The organism is Caballeronia sp. KNU42 (assembly GCF_053760385.1).
Genome location: NZ_CM132388.1, coordinates 2,307,638 through 2,329,314, shown reverse-complemented (window position 1 = coordinate 2,329,314; position 21,677 = coordinate 2,307,638). Strand labels below are relative to the sequence as shown.

The window sequence follows — 21,677 nt, the reverse complement described above, 5'->3', positions numbered from 1 at the left end:
CAGGCGGCGAGGGTGTAGAGCTAAAAAAAGGGAAACGAGGCGCTAAGCGCTGAGCGCGCGCCACCACATGATAAACCCGCGCTCTTCAGCAAAACGCGGGCCGTGGAAATCAACCAACCCAAAACGAAAACTTCAACGCATGCCGGGCATCATGCCTTTCATGCCGCGCATCATTTTCTGCAGATTGCCGCCCTTCAGCTTTTTCATCATGCCGCGCATCTGGTCGTATTGAGCAAGCATGCGGTTGACTTCCTGGACCTGCACGCCCGCGCCCGCTGCAATACGGCGCTTGCGCTGCGCCTTGATGAGATCGGGTTTCGCGCGCTCCAGCAGCGTCATGGAATTGATGATGCCTTCCATCCGGCGCATCTGTTTTTCCGCCACGCCCATGTTCGCGCCTGCCGCAGCTTGCTGGAACTGCGCCGGCAGCTTGTCCATGAGTGACGACAAACCGCCCATGTTCTTCATCTGCGCAAGTTGCGCGCGGAAGTCGTTCAGGTCGAAATCGCCGCCCTTTTTGACTTTATCGGCGAGTTTTTGCGCTGCTGCGCCATCCACGTTTTTCTGCGCTTCCTCGACCAAAGCGAGAATGTCGCCCATGCCGAGAATCCGGTTCGCCATCCGGTCGGGGTGGAAGACTTCCAGCCCGTCCAGTTTTTCGGCGACACCCACGAACTTGATCGGCTTGCCCGTCACGTGACGTACGGAAAGCGCCGCGCCGCCGCGTGAGTCACCGTCCAGCTTGGTCAGCACCACGCCGGTCAGCGGCAGGGCGTCGCTGAACGCCTTCGCGGTGTTCACGGCGTCCTGGCCGAGCATGGCGTCGACCACGAAGAGCGTTTCCGCCGGCTTCAGGATGCCGTGAAGCTCGCTGATTTCCTTCATCATCGCTTCGTCGATACCGAGCCGGCCGGCCGTATCGACGATCAGCACGTCATGGAAATGGCGTTTCGCCCAATCCACGGCCGCACGGGCGATATCCGCCGGCTTCTGATCCGGCTCCGATGGGAAAAAGTCCGCGCCGACTTGTTCCGTCACCGTTTTCAACTGCTGAATAGCGGCCGGACGATACACGTCGACAGACACCGTCAGTACTTTTTTCTTGTGCTTCTCGCGCAGCAGCTTGGCGAGCTTGCCCGACGTGGTGGTTTTACCCGCGCCTTGCAGGCCGGCCATCAGGATGATTGCCGGCGGCGTGACTGCGAGATTCAGCTCGACGGCCTTACCCTCGTAATCCCCGCCGATGATCGCCGTCAGCTCGCGCTGCACCACGCCGACGAGCGCCTGACCCGGCGACAGGCTGGAAAGCACCTCTTCGCCGAGCGCTTTTTCCTTTACCTTCGCGATAAATTCGCGCACGACCGGCAACGCGACGTCGGCCTCGAGCAACGCCAGGCGTACTTCGCGCAGCATTTCCTGCGTGTTGGCCTCGGTGAGCCGGGCTTCGCCGCGCAGCGTCTTGACGACGCGCGCCATCCGTGTAGTGAGTGTGTCGAGCATGGGAGCGTGTGGGTAACGGCGTCCGGGCAGCTCTTGCTCCAGACGACCTGGCAAGAGGGGGAAGACGTCGCGGCTTCAGGGCCTGGTGTAAACTTCGAACATGGATATTGTACTGTATGCCCTCACTGCGCTTCTCTACGGCGGACTTGCCGTGGCTGGCTGGCGCGCGCATCGCAACACGGCTGTCGAGCCGGCGCTGGCGGGTATGCCGGCGGGCGGTCGCCTGGCCGGCGGCATGAGCACCGGCATGTCTGACTCCATGCAGAGCGGCCGGGCATCGAAGGCGTCGGGCATGAGTACGATGGGGCGCGTGTTACTTGGCGTAGCGTTGCTCGTGCATGGCGTCTTGTTGCACACCACCATCTTTCCGCAGAACGCGATGGTGTTCGGCTTCGCGTTCGCGCTCTCCGCCATGTTCTGGCTGGGCGCGGGCATCTACTGGATAGAAAGCTTCTTCTTCCCGCTCGACGGCTTGCGCCTGCTCGTGCTGCCGCTTGCGTGCATGGCTTCGGTGATGCCGCTGATTTTTGGCGGCGTGCGTGTGCTCTCGTATGCCGCCGCACCCATGTTCAAGCTGCATTTCCTGATCGCGAATATTGCGTACGGGCTGTTCGCGATTGCCGCGCTTCACGCCATCCTGATGCTGATGGTGGAAAAGCGTCTGCAGAACATGCGCGGAACCAGTACGCGGCATACATCGAATAGCTGGGTAACGAGTTGGCTCGATACCCTGCCGCCGTTGCTCACGCTGGAAAAATTATTGTTCCGCCTGATCGCGGCGGGTTTCGTGTTGCTGACGCTTACGCTTATATCGGGTGTCGCGTTCAACGAGCAGCTTGTCGATAAAGCGTTCAAACTCGATCACAAGACCGTGTTCGCCATTTTGTCGTGGCTGATGTTCGGTGCGCTGCTGACCGCTCGCCGCGTGTCGGGCTGGCGCGGGCGAGCCGCGTTGCGCTGGGTGCTTGCTTCGTTCGTCGCGTTGCTGCTTGCTTACGTGGGCAGCCGCTTCGTGTTCGAAGTGCTGCTGCATCGAGCGGTCGTTTGACGCGGTCAGCGCAATCCCCGGGCTTTTGTTGTCTCTACTATTAGTAAGATCATGCGCCAACTTCTCCTGCTGATATTTGTGTTCTTTGCGAGCCAGTGGCTGTTCAAGAAGCTCAAGCGCGCCGAGACTGCCGCCGGTGCGCAAACGGGTCCGCAAGGTGCAGGCGCCACGCGCGCCTCTCATGGCCCATCGGCTTCCACCTCCGCGCCGCAACTTCCCGATGCTCTCGTGCGTTGTGCCGAGTGCGGTGTGCATACGCCGAGCAGCGAAGCGATTGTCGCGGCCGGGCAGCGCTTTTGTTGCAGCGATCACGCACGGCGCTATGCGGGTCATCCCACCGGCCGCGACGCTCGATGAGCGTTGCCGGTTTGATCGACGCCGACGGCTGGTACACGGCGGCGCACAAGCTGCCGTCGCCGAACTTCGAAGCGCGTCCCGGCGGTATCGAGCCCACGCTCGTTGTCGTTCATAACATGAGCTTGCCGCCCGATGAGTTCGGCGGCAGCGCGATTGCCGAGTTCTTCCAGAATCGTCTCGATCACGACGCTCATCCGTACTATGACCATTTGCGCGGCATGCGGGTGTCATCGCATTTCGTGATTCATCGCGATGGCCGCGTCGAGCAATACGTGTCGTGCAACGAACGCGCATGGCACGCGGGCGTGTCCAGCTTGTTCGGACGCGAGCGCTGCAACGACTTCTCGGTGGGCATCGAACTGGAAGGCAGCGATCGATGCGCGTTCGAGGACGCGCAATACGCGTCGCTCAACGAGGTGGTCCAGGCGCTCACCCGGCGCTATCCGATCGAAGCGCTCGCGGGTCATTCGGACATCGCGCCGGGTCGTAAAACCGATCCGGGCCCGTACTTCGAATGGTCGCGGCTGCAACGCGATACCAAACTCCCGCTTCAGTACTTTCCCTATCTCGGCGACGTTTGATTCGTTGCTTCTTCCCGCTTGATCGAGTGTGTTGCCGCGCGAGTCACTGACTCGCGGCGACGCGCCAGGTCTCGCCATTGTTCGTTAGCCTGCCACCTGCCTTGCCTCACCGCATCCATTGAATCCGAGGGGCTTTCATTTTGCATTGCAGCGCATTTGCGCGTGTTCGTCGCAGCTTGCCGCGCTTTCCCTTATCCGACTTTGGCATTTCAAAAGTCAACCCTCTCTAGGCCATTCTTCAGCAAATAAAAGTTTTTGAGACTGTGCGGAAAGTCACTATACTTGGTGCTCAGAGACGTAATTCGCACTATATGTTGTGTTGTCCAGGCGGCGCCCCGCTTCGTAGAGCCGGCGCCGCAGGCTTGTCCGGCCATAGAAGAAAACACCGGGTAAGCAACTGATTTGTCGCGTAAAAGACGTCGGCATCCAGTTTGAAAGACCGAGGCAAACGGGCGTAGCGAGGGAGGTTGTCTTCGTCGGTTTGAAGCGTATCGGTCCACGGAAGAACATGGGACTGAGCGCAAGAACGGCACCGGCAATTTTCCCGACCAGGCCATTTTCAACTTCATCGTCGTGCGCGGTTGGCAAAAATAGTGAACAGCAGCAAAGCAGCAGGCAGCCACCACGCGCGGCACGCATCTCAATCCGCGGACGTTCCGCACCATCGAACACCTGGAGATTTGCACATGCAAACCACCGACAACGCCACGACTTCCTACGAGGGCGCCTCCGTGCGGCCCATCGGCGCACAGAGCCAGCAGGGCGCCAGCGCGCTCGCGCCGGACGCCACACTGGCCGACTACAAAGTCATCCGCCGCAACGGGACCGTGGTGTCGTTCGAGCCGTCGAAGATCTCCATCGCTGTGACGAAGGCGTTCCTGGCCGTGAACGGCGGCCAGGGCGCAGGCTCGGCGCGCGTGCGCGAGCTCGTCGAACAACTGACGCAAAGCGTTATCCGGTCACTGGTTCGCAGCCGCCCGAACGGCGGTACGTTCCATATCGAAGACATCCAGGATCAAGTCGAACTCGCGCTGATGCGCGGCGGCGAGCACAACGTGGCGCGCGCATACGTGCTGTATCGCGAGAAGCGCACGCAGGAACGCGCTCATGCGCCGGAAACCCGGGCGAACGCGCTCGGCATCAATGTGATCGATAACGGCGTGTCGCATCCGCTGGATCTGGACGCATTGAAGGCGCGCATCAACGAAGCGTGCGTGAATCTCGGCAGCGAAGTGAACGCGGACCCCATCGTCGCGGAAACGGTGAAGAACCTGTACGACGGCGTGCCGATGGCGCAAGTCTATGACTCCGCCATTCTCGCCGCGCGCACCATGATCGAAAAAGACCCGGCGTACAGCCAGGTCACCGCGCGCATCCTGCTGCACACCATCCGTCGCGAAATCCTGGAAGAAGACGTCTCGCAAGGCGAGATGGCCACGCGCTACGCTGAATATTTCCCGCTGTTCATCAAGCAGGGCGTGGAAGCGGAACTGCTCGACGAAAAGCTCCAGCAGTACGACTTGAAGCGCCTGGGCGCCGCGCTCGATGCCGACCGCGACCTGCAATTTGGCTACCTCGGCCTGCAGACGCTGTATGACCGCTACTTCCTGCACAACGAAAACAAGCGCATCGAACTGCCGCAGGCATTCTTCATGCGCGTCGCAATGGGCCTGGCGCTGAACGAAATCGACCGCGAAGCGCGGGCGATCGAGTTCTACAACGTGCTGTCGAGCTTCGACTTCATGTCGTCCACCCCCACGCTGTTCAACTCCGGCACGCGCCGTTCGCAATTGTCGTCGTGCTACCTGACGACGGTTGCCGATGACCTCGACGGCATCTATGAAGCGCTGAAGGAAAACGCGCTGCTGTCGAAGTTCGCGGGCGGTTTGGGCAACGACTGGACGCGCGTGCGTGCGCTCGGTTCGCACATCAAGGGCACGAACGGCAAGTCGCAAGGCGTGGTGCCGTTCCTGAAAGTCGTGAACGACACGGCCGTCGCGGTGAACCAGGGCGGCAAGCGCAAGGGCGCGGTGTGCGCGTACCTGGAGACGTGGCATCTGGATATCGAAGAATTCCTGGAGCTGCGCAAGAACACGGGCGATGACCGTCGCCGCACGCACGACATGAACACGGCGAACTGGATTCCCGACCTGTTCATGAAGCGCGTTCACGAAGGCGGCGACTGGACCCTGTTCTCGCCGGCAACCTGCCCGGACCTGCACGACCTGTTCGGCGCGCCGTTCGAAAAAGCGTACGTTGCGTATGAAGAGAAAGCCGCACGCGGCGAGATCAAGCTGTTCAAGAAGGTTCCGGCCGCGCAACTGTGGCGCAAGATGCTGGGCATGCTGTTCGAAACGGGTCACCCGTGGATCACGTTCAAGGATCCGTGCAACATCCGTTCGCCGCAGCAGCACGTGGGCGTCGTCCACTCGTCGAACCTGTGCACGGAAATCACGCTGAACACCAGCGACACCGAAATCGCCGTCTGTAACTTAGGCTCGGTGAACCTGGTCGCGCACATGACGAAGCAGGCCGACGGCACGCTCGCGCTCGATCACGACAAGCTCAAGCGCACGATCAGCGTCGCGATGCGCATGCTCGACAACGTCATCGACATCAATTACTACGCCGTTGCCAAGGCGCGTAATTCGAACCTGAAGCATCGTCCGGTCGGCATGGGCATCATGGGCTTTCAGGACTGCCTGCACCTGCTGCGCACGCCGTATGCGTCGAAGGAAGCGGTCGAATTCGCCGATACCTCCATGGAAGCGGTCTGCTATTACGCTTACTACGCATCGACGGAACTGGCGCAAGAGCGCGGCCGTTACTCGAGCTATCGCGGCTCGCTGTGGGACCGCGGCATTCTCCCGCAGGATTCGCTGAAGCTGCTGGCCGAAGCGCGCGGCGGCTACGTGGAAGTGGACGACAGCGCGTCGATGGACTGGACCGAGCTGCGTTCGCGCATCGCCACTTACGGCATGCGCAACTCGAACTGCGTGGCGATCGCTCCGACCGCGACCATTTCGAACATCATCGGCGTGTCGGCGTGTATCGAGCCGACGTTCCAGAATCTGTACGTGAAGTCGAATCTGTCGGGTGAATTCACGGTCGTGAACGATTACCTGGTGCGTGACCTGAAGGAACGCGGTCTGTGGGACGAAGTGATGGTCTCGGACCTGAAGTACTTCGACGGCACGTTGTCGCGCATCGACCGGGTTCCGGCCGATCTGCGGGCCATCTACGCCACCGCGTTCGAACTGGACGCGACCTGGGTGGTGGAAGCCGCATCGCGTCGCCAGAAGTGGATTGACCAGGCGCAATCGCTGAACATCTATATGGGTGGCGCGTCGGGCAAGAAGCTGGACGAGGTGTACAAGCTGGCGTGGCTGCGCGGTCTGAAGACCACGTACTACCTCCGCACGATGGCTGCTACGCACGTCGAGAAGTCGACGGTCGCTCACGGTCAGCTGAACTCGGTGCCTTCGGGTAACTCGGGGAACGGCGAAGGTGGAGCGTCGGGTGCGAACGGCAACGGTTTTGGCTCGCAGGGTTCGCACGGATCGTCGACGGGTGGTTTCAATGCCGCTGCCGTCGCGGCGCCGGCAATGGCCGCTGCGGCTGAAGCAGAGGCCGATGGTCCGGTTTGCATGATGCGTCCGGGCGATGCCGGCTTCGACGAGTGCGAGGCTTGCCAGTAAGCGGTAGAAGGCGAGGGGCCGATGCAATCGGCCCCTCGCTGGTCAGATAGTCGGTGGGATTGAAGGCCGGTACGAAACGTTGGTTCTTTCCGCGTGAAAGGGGCGGCGGATTCGGAACCGGCCTTTTTTATCCTTTTGTATTTGTGCTCCCTGAGTCCGGGTGGCTGCACCGCCTTTCCGAAACCCCGCGCACGCGCTTTACCCCCGCGTGCCTCTCGATATCTCATGCCCCGCGTCCCGACCCAGCTTCGCGGTAATCGGAATCGAAAGAAACGAAAACAATCCAACGACCACGAACGCCGGCCAGAAATCCGACCAGACAATATGCGGATGCCCCTGCAGCTCATGCGAAATCTGCAGCGCGATCCCGCCGATTGTCACGCCCAACCCCAGCGACACCTGCTGGATAAAACTCCCGAGACTCGTCGCGCGGCCTACATCGCGGCTTTCGATCTCGGCATACGTCAGCGAGTTGAGACTCGTAAATTGCAACGCCGGGAAAAAACCGCCGAGCAGCACGACAGCCCAGATGACCCATGTCGGCGTGCCCGGATAGAACATGCCGCAAGCGGCGATCGCGATGCCCGACAGCGCCGCGTTGACCATCAGCGTCTGCCGGAAGCCGAACCGGTGCAGCACGCGCGACGCGAGCGAGCGCATGAACATGCCGCCGAACGCGGACGCGCAAGTGATCGAGCCGGACTTGAATGCGCTCATGCCGAGTCCCTCTTGCATCGCAAGCGGAAGCAGGAAGGGCACCGCACCCAAGCCGATGCGAAACAGCGAACCGCCCATGACGCTCGCCTGGAAAGTCGGCACGCGCAGGAAGCGCAGATCGAGGAGCGGAATTTTTACGCGTCGCGAGTGCAGCAAATACACGATGAAGAAGGCCACGCCGGCGAGCGTCATGCCCGCGGCTACGCGATCGGTGACCAGTTCGCCGCCGATCAGCGAGAGCCCGAGCAGAAACAATGTGCCGCCGCTCGCCGATAAAAAGAAACCGAACCAGTCGAGCGGTCCGGGATGCGGTTCGCGGGCGTTGCCGATGTAACGGTTCGTCAGGTAGATGCCTAGGATGCCGATCGGGATGTTGATGAAGAAGATCAGGCGCCAGTGCAGATAGGTCGTGATGAAGCCGCCGAGCAGCGGCCCGACCGCGGGGCCGAACATGGCGGGCAGCGAGAGATAGTTCATCGCCCGGATGAATTCGGAGCGGCGCACCGAGCGGAAGATGATGATCCGGCCGACCGGCACCATCATCGCGCCGCCTACGCCCTGGACGAAGCGCGCGAGCGTGAACGGGATCAGCGAGGTGGACGCGGCGCACAAGAGAGAGCCGGCGACGAAGATGCCGATGGCGAGACGGAAGATCGTGCGTGCGCCGAAGCGGTCGGCGACCCAGCCGCAGATCGGGATGAAGACCCCGAGGCCGAGCACGTAACTGGTGACGGCGATCTTCAGCGTGACGGGATCACGACCAAAAGCTTTGGCCATTTCGGGGATCGCGGTGACGATGACGTTGGCATCGACGCTTTCCATGAACATCGCGCAGGCGACGATGAGAGGGGCAACGAAAGCTTTGATGGCTAGCGACATGGAGAACGGAAGGAGATCTCTTCGCGGCGGGAAGCTGGGATTATGGCATCGATATCATGACAGCGACATCGCGAGTTGCCGCAATGAGCGCCGCGCGAGCGACATTGAGCGACGATAAAACCTGAGGAGAGCGACGATGGACCCGGAAGATTTGCAGCGTCTCGTCACGCAGAAGATGCCCTACGGAAAGTACAAGGACCGCTTGATCGCGGACCTGCCGGGCCACTATCTCGCATGGTTCGCACGTGAGGGTTTTCCTGCAGGACAACTCGGCCGGCTGCTCGCGCTGATGCACGAAATCGATCACAACAACCTGCGCGAATTGCTCACGCCGCTGCGTGACAAGCGAGGTTGAAAAGCCGCGCGCAAGGGGACGCTGCCGGGTGATTCGTGCGCGTGTCCGGTGGCCTCTCAGCCGCGTTTTCACGCTTGAAATCTGCTCTTGCATGACGGATTCGTTTGTACTATAGGTAGTCGTCACACCCTCAAAACACCCAATATTTTGTGGTTTTGCCTTTGCGATGACAGCGTCGAGTGCTACACTTTCGACATGGAAACGAGACGCGCCAGCGTGTCGTTTTCCGCAGCAAGACACGTGTGATCGCGAGCTCAGCGCAACGGGTTTTCCAGCGTCGGGAAGCACTTGAAAAGTGGGTTGAAGCGGGGTTGTCGAAGTGGATGATCCGAAGCGCGACTCAAGCAATTTTGAACGGCCTGCGAACATCACTTTGTCGGCCACTCGCACACGGTCACACTCAGCGTGAAGATGAAAGATGCGTGAGGCACGCTCCAGGTTTTCATCGAAGCAATCATGCAGTGCAAGCTGTTCGATCTCACGCTTGAACTACTACGCAAATTACGCACGCAAAACGATTCACAGCAGAGCCGGACGATGCAGTTGCTCAAGGCAAAAGCAACGCTGAAAGAGCTTGAAGAAGCACGACGCCAAGCACTGCATCGAACACGTTCAAAGAGACTTCGCATGAAGCTTCAAGCAGTGAGCTCAACGCAAAGTGTTGTATGCAAGTAGCAGCGTCAACACTAAAACAGGATTTTTATGAGCAAGCTCTTTTATCGCTCATGGAAAGATGGTACAAACCGATCTAAATTGATGGTGAGAATTTATGCTCAACTGGGATGACGAGACCACTGCCGTAACTCCCTCGAACGGTTCGCAACACAACACGTTGCGTAACCCGGCGGGTCAGGTTGCGGGTTTCAGCCAAGCAGTCAGCCAGGCATCGCGTGCTGCAGCTCCAGTCACTTCGCATGCAGCCACGCAAGTTGCTGGTCATGGCGTTCTTCAAACGGCTCATCAAACGTCAGCGGCACCGAATATTTTTGCGAGCGACTTCGTTGCTCCCGCAGCACCCAGCGCCAGCGACATCGCGGCGGCCAGTGCGAAGCGGGTGAATGTGGCGGACAAGCGCATCATCAACGGCAAGACCGACGTGAACCAGTTGGTGCCGTTCAAGTACAAGTGGGCGTGGGAAAAGTATCTGGCGGGTTGTGCGAACCACTGGATGCCGCAGGAAGTGAACATGTCGCGCGACATCGCGCTGTGGAAGGACCCGAACGGCCTCTCCGACGACGAACGCCGGATTGTGAAGCGCAACCTCGGTTTCTTCGTTACGGCCGACTCGCTCGCAGCCAACAACATCGTGCTCGGGACGTATCGCCACATCACGGCGCCCGAGTGTCGGCAGTTCCTGCTGCGCCAGGCGTTCGAGGAGGCGATCCACACGCACGCGTATCAGTACATCGTCGAATCGCTGGGTCTGGACGAGAGCGAAATCTTCAACGCGTATCACGAGGTCGACTCGATCCGCGCGAAAGACGAGTTCCTGATTCCGTTCATCAACACGCTGACCGATCCGGCCTTCACCACCGGGACGCTCGAAGCGGACCAGAAATTGCTGAAGTCGTTGATCGTGTTTGCTTGCGTGATGGAAGGGCTCTTCTTCTACGTCGGCTTTACGCAGATCCTGGCGCTGGGTCGCCAGAACAAGATGACGGGTGCGGCTGAGCAGTATCAGTACATCCTGCGCGACGAGTCGATGCACTGCAACTTCGGCATCGACCTGATCAACCAGATCAAGCTGGAAGAGCCGCAACTGTGGACGCCGGAATTTCGCGCGGAGATTCGCGAGATTTTCCAGCAAGCCGTCGAACTGGAATACCGGTACGCAGAAGACACGATGCCGCGCGGCGTGCTCGGTCTGAATGCCTCCATGTTCAAGAGCTATTTGCGGTTCATCTGTAACCGTCGATGCCAGCAGATCGGCCTCGACCAGCTGTTCCCGAACGAAGAAAATCCGTTCCCATGGATGAGCGAGATGATCGACTTGAAGAAGGAACGCAACTTCTTCGAGACGCGAGTGATCGAGTATCAGACCGGCGGCGCGCTGACTTGGGAGTAAGCGAGTAAGCGAATCGACGAGTGAACGTCGGTCAGCGGCAATGGACGCATTGCCGCGACGAATCAGATGCAGGGAAGCAGACCAGATCAGATCAAGAACGGGCGTCCACAGAGGACGCCGAGCAGACGGGATGAATGGCAAACCGGCGCCATTGCGTGCGATCACAATTGCGCGCGCGCCGGCCAACAGGTTTAGGAGAACGGTCGCCTGATGCAAAGTGCGCCTTGTGGCTTAACGGCCCAAAAAGATGACAGGCGTTTTGCGGACCCTTCAGTGGGACGGGCAAACTTCCCCCCGAAATATGCCGTCGGCAGTGCCGACGGCCCGATCAAGCGATTGCCGGCACCTTCTTCTGGTGCTGACTTAATTTGGCGCGCGGTGCCTTGTGGCACCGCGCGCCTTGCCGTATTCATTAGCGTAAGCAAGCTCCATCAGCGTACGCCGATGAATAATCCGCTTCGCAGCGTGCGTCCTGAGAAGCCCACGCGGGAAGCGGGTTTTGACGAAGGGTGTTGTTTGAACTGACTCTCATCTTGAAACCTGAAGGAGAAAATGATGGCATTAGCCAAGAAATCCGTCGCAAAGAAAGCTGCAGCGAAACCGGCTGTGAAGAAGGCACCGGCAGCGAAGAAGGCACCGGCAGCTAAGAAAGTTGCAGTGAAGAAGGTTGCAGCCAAGAAAGTCGCAGTGAAGAAGGTCGCGGCGAAGAAGGTTGCAGCCAAGAAGGCGCCGGCGAAGAAAGTTGCCGCCAAGAAGGTTGCAGTGAAGAAGGTTGCAGCCAAGAAGGCTCCTGCGAAGAAGGCAGCGGCCAAGAAGGTTGCCGCCAAGAAGGCGCCTGCGAAGAAGGCTGCTGCTAAAAAGGCGCCTGCCAAGAAGGCTGCGGCCAAGAAGGCCCCTGCCAAGAAGGCTGCCGCTAAAAAGGCCGCTGCTAAAAAGGCGCCTGCTAAGAAGGCACCTGCCAAAAAGGCGGCCGCCAAGAAGGCTGCGCCCGCCAAGAAGGCTGCCCCTGCTGCGAAGAAGGCTGCCGTAGCTGCTGCTCCGGCAGCGGCGCCTGCTCCTGCTCCTGCTGCAGCGCCCGCTCCGGTTGCTAAAAAGGCTCCGGCCAAGAAGGCTGCCGCTGCGAAGAAGACGACTGCTGTGGCACCGGCAACGACGGTAACGACACCTGCAGCGCCGGCCCCGGCTGCAACGGTCAAGACGGCGTTGAATCCGGCCGCTGCATGGCCGTTCCCGACGGGCAGCCGTCCGTAAGCGCAGGCTGTAGCAGTACTTTGACACACGCGATGTGTCTCGTGACTGTGTAGTGCTACGCAGTCCAAACCCGCTCCCGGTGGTTGCCGGCAGCGGGTTTTTTATCGGCTGTCACATGTGGCGGAGCAGAGTCGGTGCTCTAAGCATGCCAACACCAACGCACACCAGATTCCCAGACGAAGAAAAGCGCATGTGCCCGAAGGTGCATGCGCTTTTTTTCCACCCCGGCAAGATCGATTCGATCACGCCGCTGCTTTCTTCATCCGCTAGTGCGTCACTCGCGTCACACCGCCGCTCGACAACAACCTGACCCGCTCGCCGGCCTGAAATACTTCGCCGGTTGCGGTTTGCGTAATGGCGCGCATGTCGCCGTTATCCAGGCGCACGGTGATTTCCAGTCCGTTCTGCGTGGCGACGCCGTTCTCGACTGCATTGCCCGCTACCGCACCCGCAATCCCGCCGATGATCCCCGTCACGATCGAGCCACGACCACCGCCGAGCGCGCTGCCTGCCACCGCACCCAGTGCACCACCGCCGATAGCGCCAAGCCCGCTAGGCTGGCCGTTGTTCGTGCTGATCTTCACGCCGCGCACGCTGTCGACGGTAGCCATGCGGACCGTTTCTTCGCGCTGGGCCTGCGACGCGGTGTACACATCGGGCGAACTGCTGTTATAGGCACACCCCGTCATGACGACGGAGCTAAGAAGCGCTGCTGCCAGCGCCATACGACTTGTCATGCTCATTCTCACTCCACAAAATTACGGCAGGCTGTTGCTCGCAAAAGCCAACAGCCTGCCGCTACATGTCATTGCCTAAGCGTCGCCCCAATTCGCTTCAATGACGCATTTCAGCCTTCTTCACTACAGGGCTTCAACCGCTTAGAGCGCCGAACCAAATGCCTCTTCGAAGCGCTCGCCAATCTCGGCACGGGTGGGCGCATACGTCTGCGGTCCCTGATGTTCGATTTTCAGCGCGCCCATCAGGCTGGCGAGACGGCCCGTTTTTGCCCAGCCCAGCTTGTTCTCGATGCCATATAGCAAGCCACCGCGGAACGCGTCGCCGCAACCTGTGGGATCGACAACTTTCCGAGCCTTGACGGCCGGAATTTCCTCGATGCCTTCAGCGTGCAGAATCTGCGCGCCGTGTTCGCCGCGCGTGATCACGAGCGCTTGCACCCGGCTCAGCATTTCGTCGATCGACCAGCCGGTCTTGTTGCTCAACAATTTCGCCTCGTAATCGTTGACTGCCACGTAAGTGGCGAGTTCAATCATGCGACGAAGTTCCACACCTTCGAGGATCGGCAGGCCCTGGCCCGGATCGAAGACGAAGGGCACACCTGCTGCCGCCAGCTCCTCGACGTGCTGGCGCATGCCGTCAGCGCCGTCCGGTGCAACGATGCCCAGCGTGATGCCCTTGGTTTCGCCGGCGTGGTTCAGGTGCGAATCCATCATCGCGCCCGGGTGGAAGGCGGTGATCTGGTTGTTGCCGAGATCTGTCGTGATGAAGCATTGCGCCGAATGCTGGTCGGGCAGCACGCGCACATAGTCCTTCGACAGACCCAGCGCATCGAAACGATCGAGGTAGAGCTGGGCGTCGGCTTCGCCGAGGGTCGCCATGATCTTCGCGTCGCCGCCGAGCAGCTTCAGCGCGTAGGCAATGTTGCCCGCGCAGCCGCCGAAGTTGCGCCGCATCGTGGGGACGAGGAAGCTGATGTTCAGCTGATGCACCTGGTCCGGCAGGATGTGGTCGCCGAAGCGGCCCTGGAACGTCATGATGTTGTCGTAGGCGAGCGAGCCGCAGATGAGCGTAGACACTGGCGAATTCCCTGAAAGTAAATCGACGAGAGGGCGTCGATGAAAGTACGTCGATGAAAGTGCGCGCAGGCTTGAGTTCCTGTGCACCGTGCATGGCTGCATGAAGCGCTGCGCATTCGTCGCGCGGCGGGTGTTCCACCCCGTCACGGATGCGCATGGCGGCTTGCGGCCGTGGCGAGGTGAACCCGCCACGGCTGACTGAATAACGGTCTTGCTTCGGGTGTGTATCCGGCGCGGCGAGGAGTGGTTCAGGATGCGGTTCGCCGCCGCTCGGAGAGAGGCAGGCCGCAACCGGCCCGCGCTCTTCCATGCTTACTTCAACGCGGCCAGCGCTGCGTCATAGTTCGGTTCGTCCTTGATTTCCGGCACGAGTTCCGAGTACAGCACCTTGTCGTTTTCATCGATCACCACCACTGCGCGCGCCGTCAGGCCCGTCAACGGTCCGCTCGTGACATCGACGCCGTAGGCCTGCGCGAAGTCATGGCCGCGGAACGTCGATGCTGTCACCACGTTCTCGATGCCTTCCGTCGTGCAAAAGCGCGTTGCTGCGAAGGGCAGGTCGCCCGACACCACCACGACCACGGTGTTGTCGAGTCCGGCCGCGGCAACGTTGAACTTGCGCGTGGAGGTGGCGCACGTGGGCGTGTCGAGGCTCGGCACGATGTTCAGGACGCGGCGCTTGCCGGCGAAGCTTGCCAGTGTCAGGTTGCCCAGATCCTTGCCGACCAGGGTGAAATCAGCTGCTTTTGCACCGGCTGCCGGGAACGTGCCTGCCACGTCGATCGGATTGCCGCCGAGGGTAACTTGGCTCATGTCTACTCCAGAAAGTGTCTGATGTTCAGGGAATATGCGCGTCGCCCGACCGGGGACGGACGAGCTACGCGCGGGAAAAAGACGACTGGCTAATTATAGAAACGTGCGGAAAACGCGTAGGAAACGGTCAAGCGTAAAAACATGAAAGCGGATGCGCGTAAGCAAACTCGCCGTCACGGATAAAAAATCTGCACGCGATAATTCGCCGCGACCGCATCGCCGGTATCGAGCCGCACGATCACGGGCTGCGTACTGCGCGCCGCGAGGCCTGCGCCGATAACCGTGCCCGGACGCGCGTAGTCTTGCGGCCACAGGACACGACGGATCGCGACGTTGTTCTTGTCGTCGAGGAGGGTGAGCTCCAGCGCCGGATATTCGATCGCCACGTCAATGCGATTGCGCAGCGAGAGTTTCAGCTCAAGCTTGTGCGATCCGTCCACCTGGCGCAGACCGGAGTTCTCGATCTGCAAGCCGTCGATATCCCGCGGCGGCGCGACCACGCAGCCAATCTGCTCGCACGCTTGCACGAAGAGCGGCTGCGACGCGGGCCAGTTGACCATCACGGTTTCACGTTCCCACCACGCGACCTGCGCGAGCAGCGTGACAAGCAGCACGAGCGCGATCAGCGAGCCGATGATCTTCCACACGGTTCCCGAGCGAACCGGTGCGCGTGTTTCCCGGATAACGGGGAACGGCTCGGACGTAGGTTCGGACCCGAGTTCAGACGACACAGCCGCGCTGCCGAAGCTCGGCTCGGCGGGGCCTGTTGCCCACGGCGCAGCGGGTGGTGCGCCGAGCGGGGCGGGTTCGGAACGGGTGGTGGTATCGACTGGGCGGTGAGGCGGGGGCGTTTCCGGCTCCGCACGCGGTGTGCTCCGGCCGACGAACGGCTCTGTACGCGACTCTGCACGCGCCTCATTCAGCGCTTCGTTTTCAGTGCGGCCAATGAAGGGATCAGTGCGCGATTCCTTCATCGGATCGTCTTCGTTACGACTCACGAAAGGATCGGCACGCGGTTCGGTGCGGGCGGGGGTATCGGCGGATGCTTCGGCTCGCGCGTCCGATTCAGCGCGATTAACCGCTTGCCACGGGAATTCGGTGCGCCCTTCCCCGGGAAAATCGCTGTCCGCACGCGGGGGCGATACCGCTTCAGCGGCAGCGATCCCCGCGAGCGGTTCAGCGCGCTCAACCGGAGCGCGTTGCGCTTCGGCCTGAGGTGCGAGGGCGGTGGTGGGGATGAACGGGTGCAAAGGGATGCCGAGCGCGTCACGCTTGTCGCTTGCAACTTCGGCGCTCGATTTCTCTGACCACGGGCTTGCCGGATCTGCGCCGTAGTTAGGCGCGGTTGCAGCCAGCGCGGCCATGACGGTTTCGTCGCGGTCGAACTGGTAGTGAGCTGCGTCGAAGATTTCCTGGCAATGGCCGCAACGCACGCGGCCGTCGTGCGGCGCGAGTAGATGCGGGTCAAGACGGAAGACCGTTTCGCAGTGGGGACAGCGGGTTGCCAGCGCCATATTTAGCCGAAGGCCAGAGGCCGGTAGATGGACGATGGCGCTATTCTAAAGGCTTTCGCGGCGGGTACCGGCAAGACACACCCAGCCTTCGTGTTCCTGCCATACGCTGATGTCGATCCAGTGTGCATAGACGGCGGCCACTTCATCAGCCTGGCGCGCGAGAATGCCCGACAAAGCGATGCGCCCACCCGGTTTTACGCGTGCTGAAAGCATCGACGCCATCAGCTTCAGCGGGTTCGACAGAATGTTCGCCACCACGATATCGAATTGGCCTTCGGGGAGATCGGCGGGCAAGCCGTAGGTGACTTCGGCGCGATTGCGCTCGCTATTTTGACGCGCGGATTCCACGGCTTGCGGATCGATATCGATACCGATCACCGGATGCGCGCCGCATTTCTTCGCCAGGATCGCGAGGATGCCGGAACCGCAACCGTAATCGAGCACGGACTGGTTTTGCCCAACCGATTGCTCGAGCCATTCCATGCACAGCCGTGTAGTCGGATGGCTGCCGGTACCGAACGCGAGACCTGGATCAAGTTCGAGCACGAGCGCGTCGGGATCGGGTGCGGCATGCCACGACGGCACGACCCAGATCCGCTTGCCGATAGGAATCGGATCGAACTGGGATTGCGTGAGGCGTACCCAGTCCTGATCTTCGACATCGCGCAGCGTAAAGACCGGCGTGTCCTTCAAGCCGATCTCATTGGCCGCTGCCGCAAGCAACACGGCGGGATCGGCGGCATCCGCCAGAAGGGCGACCACGCGCGAGCGGTTCCACGCCTTCTGGTCCGGCGTGAGGCCGGGTTCGCCGAACAGCGGCTGCTCGTCGGGGGTATCGGCGTCGGCGTCTTCAACAGACACCGACAGCGCGCCCAACTCCAGCAGCGCGTCCGACAACGCTTCCGCGTGTTCCCGGTCCAGCTCGGCGATCAATTCCCGGTAGCTCATCTTCAAACCTTATTGCGCCGCATCTTCTGCAGCAACGGCAGCTGCCGCCTTGCGCGCAGCGAGCTTGTTTTCGAGGTAGTGAATGCTCGTACCGCCTTCGACGAACTTCGCATCGATCATCATCTCGCGATGCAGCGGGATGTTGGTCGAGATGCCTTCCACGACCATCTCCGACAACGCAATGCGCATGCGGTTGATCGCCTGCTCGCGAGTCGCGCCGTACGAGATCAGCTTGCCGATCATCGAATCGTAGTTCGGCGGCACGAAATAGCCGTTGTACGCGTGCGAATCGACACGAATGCCCGGACCGCCCGGCATATGCCACGACGTAAGACGTCCCGGCGACGGCGTGAACTTGAACGGATCTTCGGCGTTGATCCGGCATTCGATCGCGTGACCGCGAAACACGATGTCCTTCTGGCGGAACGCGAGCTTTTCGCCGGCAGCAATACGGATCTGTTCCTGCACGATATCCACGCCGGTAATCAGCTCCGTCACCGGATGCTCGACCTGAACGCGCGTGTTCATTTCGATGAAATAGAACTCGTTGTTCTCATACAGGAATTCGAACGTACCCGCGCCGAGATAGCCCATCTTCTTGCAGGCGTCGGCGCAACGATCGCCAATCCGCTCGATCAGGCGTCGCGCTATACCCGGCGCCGGGGCTTCTTCAATCACCTTCTGGTGACGGCGCTGCGTGGAGCAATCGCGTTCACCGAGCCAGATTGCGTTACGGAACGAGTCCGCCAGAATCTGGATTTCAATGTGCCGCGGGTTCTCCAGGAATTTCTCCATGTAGACCTGCGGATTGCCGAATGCACGGCCGGCTTCTTCGCGGGTCATGTTCACCGCGTTCACCAGCGCCGCTTCCGTGTGCACCACGCGCATTCCGCGCCCGCCGCCACCGCCTGCTGCCTTGATGATTACCGGATACCCAACGGCGCGTGCAATCTTCACGATTTCCTTCGGATCCTCGGGCAATGCGCCTTCAGAACCCGGGACGCACGGCACGCCCGTCTTGATCATCGTTTGCTTGGCGGAGACTTTGTCGCCCATCAGGCGGATGGTTTCCGGACGCGGTCCGATGAACGTGAAGCCGGATTGCTCCACACGTTCCGCAAAATCCGCGTTCTCCGACAAGAAACCGTAGCCGGGGTGGATCGCTTCGGCGTCGGTGACTTCGGCCGCGCTGATCAGCGCCGGCATGTTGAGGTAGCTGAGGTTGGACGGAGCCGGTCCGATACACACGGCTTCATCGGCCAACTTCACGTACTTGGCTTCTTTATCGGCTTCCGAATAGACGATAACCGTCTTGACGCCTAGTTCGCGGCACGCGCGCTGGATACGGAGCGCGATTTCACCACGGTTCGCAATGAGGATTTTTTCAAACATAGCAAGGTTTCGACTCATCGATGGAACGCCGGGACGGTTGCCCGCGGCGGTCCTGGGAGATCGGCGGCGCGTCTCGCTCGTTAGTCTCACACATCAAACTAATCAAGCGAGCGCCCGAGTGCTGCGGCCACCGGCTGGGCGCATGACAACTGAAGCGCTTATCGTCCGGCGGCATCGCGGGAAGTCAGTCGCCGATCAATCGCCGATCAGGAACAGCGGCTGACCGTACTCGACGGCTTGGCCGTTCTCGACCAGGATTTCCTTCACGACGCCCGACTTGTCCGACTCGATTTCATTGAGCAGCTTCATGGCTTCAATGATGCAAAGCGTCTGGCCTTCCTTGACGGTGTCGCCGACCTGCACGAACGCGTCTGCGCCCGGCGACGGCGCGCGGTAGAACGAGCCGACCATCGGCGACGTCACGACGTGACCTTGCGGCACGACGGCAGCCGGCGTAGCCGGCGCGCCGGCGGTGGCGCCCGCATTGCCTGCGTCACCCGGCTGGCCGTATTGCGGCGCTTGCTGCTGCATCGGTTGCTGCATGTACTGCGGAGCCTGCATGTAGACCGGCGCGGCGTTCTTGACGATGCGAACCTTGCCTTCGCCTTCGGTTACTTCCAGCTCCGAGATGCCGGATTCCGAGACTAGGTCGATAAGCGTTTTAAGTTTACGAAGGTCCATCGAAAATTCCCCTTTCAATGCTTGGTGACCGGAAGCTTTTTCCGGTGCTTGACTTGGTAGTTGGGCGCCGCCGACGGGAGCATTGTCCGATGCTGCAGACACAGGCTCCGCATCACGTTGTGCGAGCAGTTCATTTGTTTTGAGCGGATCGCGACTCAAGTGCGTGGCTTCACAGCCGCTTTTTCGGCCGATTCTTCAACAGCATTCGCAGCAAGACGCTCGAGAGCGAAATCGAGCGCATACAGATAGCCTTTCCAGCCCAGGCCGCAAATCACGGCAACGGCCAGATCGGAGAAATAGGAGTGGTGCCGGAAAGCTTCCCGCGTGTGCACGTTCGACAGATGAATCTCGACGAACGGCAGCGCCACGCCCGCGAGGGCATCGCGAATCGCGACGCTCGTATGCGTATAGGCGGCGGGATTGATCAGCACGAAGTCCACCTGTTCGGTCCGCGCTTGCTGAATGCGGTCCACGATCGCGCCTTCATGATTGCTTTGAAACGAAGACAATTCCGCGCCGGCCGCCTGTGCCTTGTCTGCGAGCGCCTTATCGATTTCTGCGAGGGTCACCCGACCGTAGACATCCGGTTCGCGGGTGCCGAGCAGATTAAGATTTGGGCCGTGCAGGACCAGCAGTCGTGACATAGTGGCTTTGGTTTGTGCGGAGTTGGGCGCACTTTAGCGCCCTTTAGAGAATTTTGTCTAGTTTTACGGTTCGCCCGTACCCCGGTTCAGGAGGCGGGGCAGGCCGGATACCCGCATTTTGCACGTATTTTCGTCGAAAGTTTCTGGAAATGACGGCATCTCCCCGCGATCGAGATCGATTTGCGGAGGATCAAACGGCCGTCTTATAAGGCGTCGAGCGTCGCTTTCAGCTCTTTTGGATCGACTTCGCCGAGTTTTGTCGAACGAATCACACCTTTCGCATCGATGACAACAGTGAACGGCAGCGCGCCCGCGTTATTGCCGAAACTGCGGGCAAGATCGGCGCCCCCGAAGCCCGCGATATAGATTGGGTAATCGACGGGGACCTTCTGAAGAAACGCGTTGACGTTTTTCTCGGAATCGACGCCAAGACCAATAAACGTGATGCCTTTCTTCTCATATTCCCGATGCAGCGCCGCGAGCGTCGGCATTTCCTTCACACAAGGGCCACACCACGACGCCCAGAAGTTCACCACTACCGGCTTGCCTTTGAACGAGGCGAGCGCCTGCTGCGTTCCGGCCGCGGTTTGCAATTGCGCTTTCCAGAGATCATCGACGGCGTTGCCGCTTGCTTTCGTGGTGCCTTCGGCAGCCTGGCTGGTTTCACCGCCCATCATCAGATGGCTGGCGTAGAAACCGCCGCCGGTTGCCAAAATGGCGATAGCGAGGGCGGCAGCGATGCGCGTTGAGTTCATAAAGAGGTGGCCGGTGTGGAGGCGGGAGGCTCGTCGAGCAACGCGCGCACGGCGGAGGCGTTTGCGCGTGCAAGCTTGCCCCGGCCGTCCGCGCGCACGGCGCCGCGCAGGTCGTTGGTGTCGTAGAGCGCGACATGAATACCCATGGGTTCTTCGTCGCGCGAGGGGCGCATCAGGAAGCTCAGGGTTTCGACATAACCGCGGCCGGCAAAATGCCGCGTCTCGGATACGTCGTATTGAACGTTCGTGTTCAGCAGGTAGATCGCGACTTCCTTGGGGTTATCGCAGAAGCATTGCAGATGGATGTCCGAGTGCTCGCCTGCTGTGCCGTTCAGCACGGCGCCGGTCAGGTAAGGATTGAACGGCTGGAGCCGTTGCATCCATTCGAGCGCGACTTCGCGCATGCGGCGCAGGACGGCGGGCTGGCTTTCGCTCTGGAAGATCGCCTGGTATTCGCGGATTTCATCTTCTATCTGACCGTTATCCGGAAGCCATTCGCCGCCAATGCGCGTTTCGCCGACGACCTGGCGGGCGGCTTTGCGCTTTGCGGTGGAATAGTCGAGGCCGTCTTCGGCGATCAGCCGCGCCGCCGCAATGGCGATTTCTTCGCGCACGCGTTGCGGATCGAAATGTGATTTGCGAATCATGGCGGAATGATACCGGAG

General features: G+C 60.7%; 20 protein-coding genes. 8 read left to right on the top strand and 12 right to left on the bottom strand.

Annotation, left to right across the window (positions count from 1 at the left end):
• Positions 1–132: 132 nt before the first annotated feature.
• The gene (ffh, locus tag ACSOSP_RS10360; protein ID WP_455306277.1) at positions 133–1,500 is read right to left on the bottom strand and encodes a signal recognition particle protein; all 1,368 of its coding nucleotides are present in this window, start codon (positions 1,498–1,500) and stop codon (positions 133–135) included.
• Between the two features lie 100 nt (positions 1,501–1,600).
• Here ffh and ACSOSP_RS10355 point away from each other — a divergent pair, with 100 nt between their 5' ends.
• The 4 genes from ACSOSP_RS10355 (at position 1,601) to ACSOSP_RS10340 (ending at position 7,184) form a co-directional block, all read left to right on the top strand.
• Positions 1,601–2,548: a cytochrome C assembly family protein gene (locus ACSOSP_RS10355; RefSeq protein WP_455306275.1), complete on the top strand. Its 948-nt coding sequence runs from the start codon at positions 1,601–1,603 to the stop codon at positions 2,546–2,548.
• Positions 2,549–2,599: 51 nt separating this feature from the next.
• Complete coding sequence (locus ACSOSP_RS10350) at positions 2,600–2,905, top strand: PP0621 family protein (RefSeq protein ID WP_455306273.1); 306 nt, start codon at positions 2,600–2,602, stop codon at positions 2,903–2,905.
• On the top strand, positions 2,902–3,486 hold the full coding sequence (ampD, locus tag ACSOSP_RS10345) for a 1,6-anhydro-N-acetylmuramyl-L-alanine amidase AmpD (RefSeq protein ID WP_455306271.1): 585 nt from the start codon (positions 2,902–2,904) through the stop codon (positions 3,484–3,486). The genes ACSOSP_RS10350 and ampD overlap by 4 nt, the downstream gene beginning before the upstream one ends.
• 686 nt (positions 3,487–4,172) lie before the next feature.
• Positions 4,173–7,184, top strand: a complete 3,012-nt coding sequence (locus ACSOSP_RS10340; protein WP_455306269.1) for a ribonucleoside-diphosphate reductase subunit alpha — start codon at positions 4,173–4,175, stop codon at positions 7,182–7,184.
• 198 nt (positions 7,185–7,382) lie between these two features.
• On the opposite strand, the gene ACSOSP_RS10335 is transcribed toward ACSOSP_RS10340, so the two are convergent.
• Positions 7,383–8,780, bottom strand: coding sequence for an MFS transporter (locus tag ACSOSP_RS10335; RefSeq protein ID WP_455306267.1), 1,398 nt, complete (start codon positions 8,778–8,780; stop codon positions 7,383–7,385).
• Between the two features lie 136 nt (positions 8,781–8,916).
• Between ACSOSP_RS10335 and ACSOSP_RS10330 the strand changes: the two genes are divergently transcribed.
• The 4 genes from ACSOSP_RS10330 (at position 8,917) to ACSOSP_RS10315 (ending at position 12,451) form a co-directional block, all read left to right on the top strand.
• Positions 8,917–9,135 carry a DUF3820 family protein gene (locus tag ACSOSP_RS10330; protein ID WP_062081548.1) on the top strand — a complete coding sequence of 73 codons (219 nt, stop codon included), beginning with the start codon at positions 8,917–8,919 and terminating at the stop codon, positions 9,133–9,135.
• A 769-nt stretch (positions 9,136–9,904) separates the two neighbouring features.
• On the top strand, positions 9,905–11,200 hold the full coding sequence (locus ACSOSP_RS10325; protein ID WP_455306265.1) for a ribonucleotide-diphosphate reductase subunit beta: 1,296 nt from the start codon (positions 9,905–9,907) through the stop codon (positions 11,198–11,200).
• 210 nt (positions 11,201–11,410) lie between these two features.
• Positions 11,411–11,725, top strand: coding sequence for a hypothetical protein (locus ACSOSP_RS10320; protein ID WP_075643847.1), 315 nt, complete (start codon positions 11,411–11,413; stop codon positions 11,723–11,725).
• A gap of 30 nt (positions 11,726–11,755) precedes the next feature.
• Complete coding sequence (locus tag ACSOSP_RS10315) at positions 11,756–12,451, top strand: histone H1-like repetitive region-containing protein (RefSeq protein ID WP_455310918.1); 696 nt, start codon at positions 11,756–11,758, stop codon at positions 12,449–12,451.
• 266 nt (positions 12,452–12,717) lie between these two features.
• Here the strand turns inward: ACSOSP_RS10315 and ACSOSP_RS10310 are convergent, their stop codons facing one another.
• The 10 genes from ACSOSP_RS10310 to ACSOSP_RS10265 all read right to left on the bottom strand — a co-directional run bounded on the left by ACSOSP_RS10310 (position 12,718) and on the right by ACSOSP_RS10265 (position 21,659).
• Complete coding sequence (locus ACSOSP_RS10310; protein WP_455306262.1) at positions 12,718–13,194, bottom strand: glycine zipper 2TM domain-containing protein; 477 nt, start codon at positions 13,192–13,194, stop codon at positions 12,718–12,720.
• A gap of 135 nt (positions 13,195–13,329) precedes the next feature.
• Complete coding sequence (locus tag ACSOSP_RS10305) at positions 13,330–14,265, bottom strand: carbohydrate kinase family protein (RefSeq protein WP_455306260.1); 936 nt, start codon at positions 14,263–14,265, stop codon at positions 13,330–13,332.
• A 312-nt stretch (positions 14,266–14,577) separates the two neighbouring features.
• Positions 14,578–15,078, bottom strand: coding sequence for a thiol peroxidase (tpx, locus tag ACSOSP_RS10300; protein ID WP_031360755.1), 501 nt, complete (start codon positions 15,076–15,078; stop codon positions 14,578–14,580).
• Between the two features lie 173 nt (positions 15,079–15,251).
• The gene (locus ACSOSP_RS10295) at positions 15,252–16,592 is read right to left on the bottom strand and encodes a DUF3426 domain-containing protein (protein WP_455306258.1); all 1,341 of its coding nucleotides are present in this window, start codon (positions 16,590–16,592) and stop codon (positions 15,252–15,254) included.
• 45 nt (positions 16,593–16,637) lie between these two features.
• Positions 16,638–17,540, bottom strand: a complete 903-nt coding sequence (prmA, locus tag ACSOSP_RS10290; RefSeq protein WP_455306256.1) for a 50S ribosomal protein L11 methyltransferase — start codon at positions 17,538–17,540, stop codon at positions 16,638–16,640.
• 9 nt (positions 17,541–17,549) lie between these two features.
• Positions 17,550–18,932: an acetyl-CoA carboxylase biotin carboxylase subunit gene (gene accC, locus ACSOSP_RS10285; RefSeq protein ID WP_455306254.1), complete on the bottom strand. Its 1,383-nt coding sequence runs from the start codon at positions 18,930–18,932 to the stop codon at positions 17,550–17,552.
• 195 nt (positions 18,933–19,127) lie between these two features.
• Entirely contained in the window at positions 19,128–19,613 is a 486-nt protein-coding gene (gene accB / locus ACSOSP_RS10280) for an acetyl-CoA carboxylase biotin carboxyl carrier protein (RefSeq protein WP_455306252.1), read from the bottom strand.
• 155 nt (positions 19,614–19,768) lie between these two features.
• Positions 19,769–20,257: a type II 3-dehydroquinate dehydratase gene (gene aroQ, locus ACSOSP_RS10275; protein ID WP_455306250.1), complete on the bottom strand. Its 489-nt coding sequence runs from the start codon at positions 20,255–20,257 to the stop codon at positions 19,769–19,771.
• Positions 20,258–20,460: 203 nt separating this feature from the next.
• Entirely contained in the window at positions 20,461–21,012 is a 552-nt protein-coding gene (locus ACSOSP_RS10270) for a TlpA family protein disulfide reductase (RefSeq protein ID WP_455306248.1), read from the bottom strand.
• Positions 21,009–21,659, bottom strand: coding sequence for a UDP-N-acetylmuramate--alanine ligase (locus ACSOSP_RS10265; RefSeq protein ID WP_455306247.1), 651 nt, complete (start codon positions 21,657–21,659; stop codon positions 21,009–21,011). The genes ACSOSP_RS10270 and ACSOSP_RS10265 overlap by 4 nt, the downstream gene beginning before the upstream one ends.
• Positions 21,660–21,677: the final 18 nt, after the last annotated feature.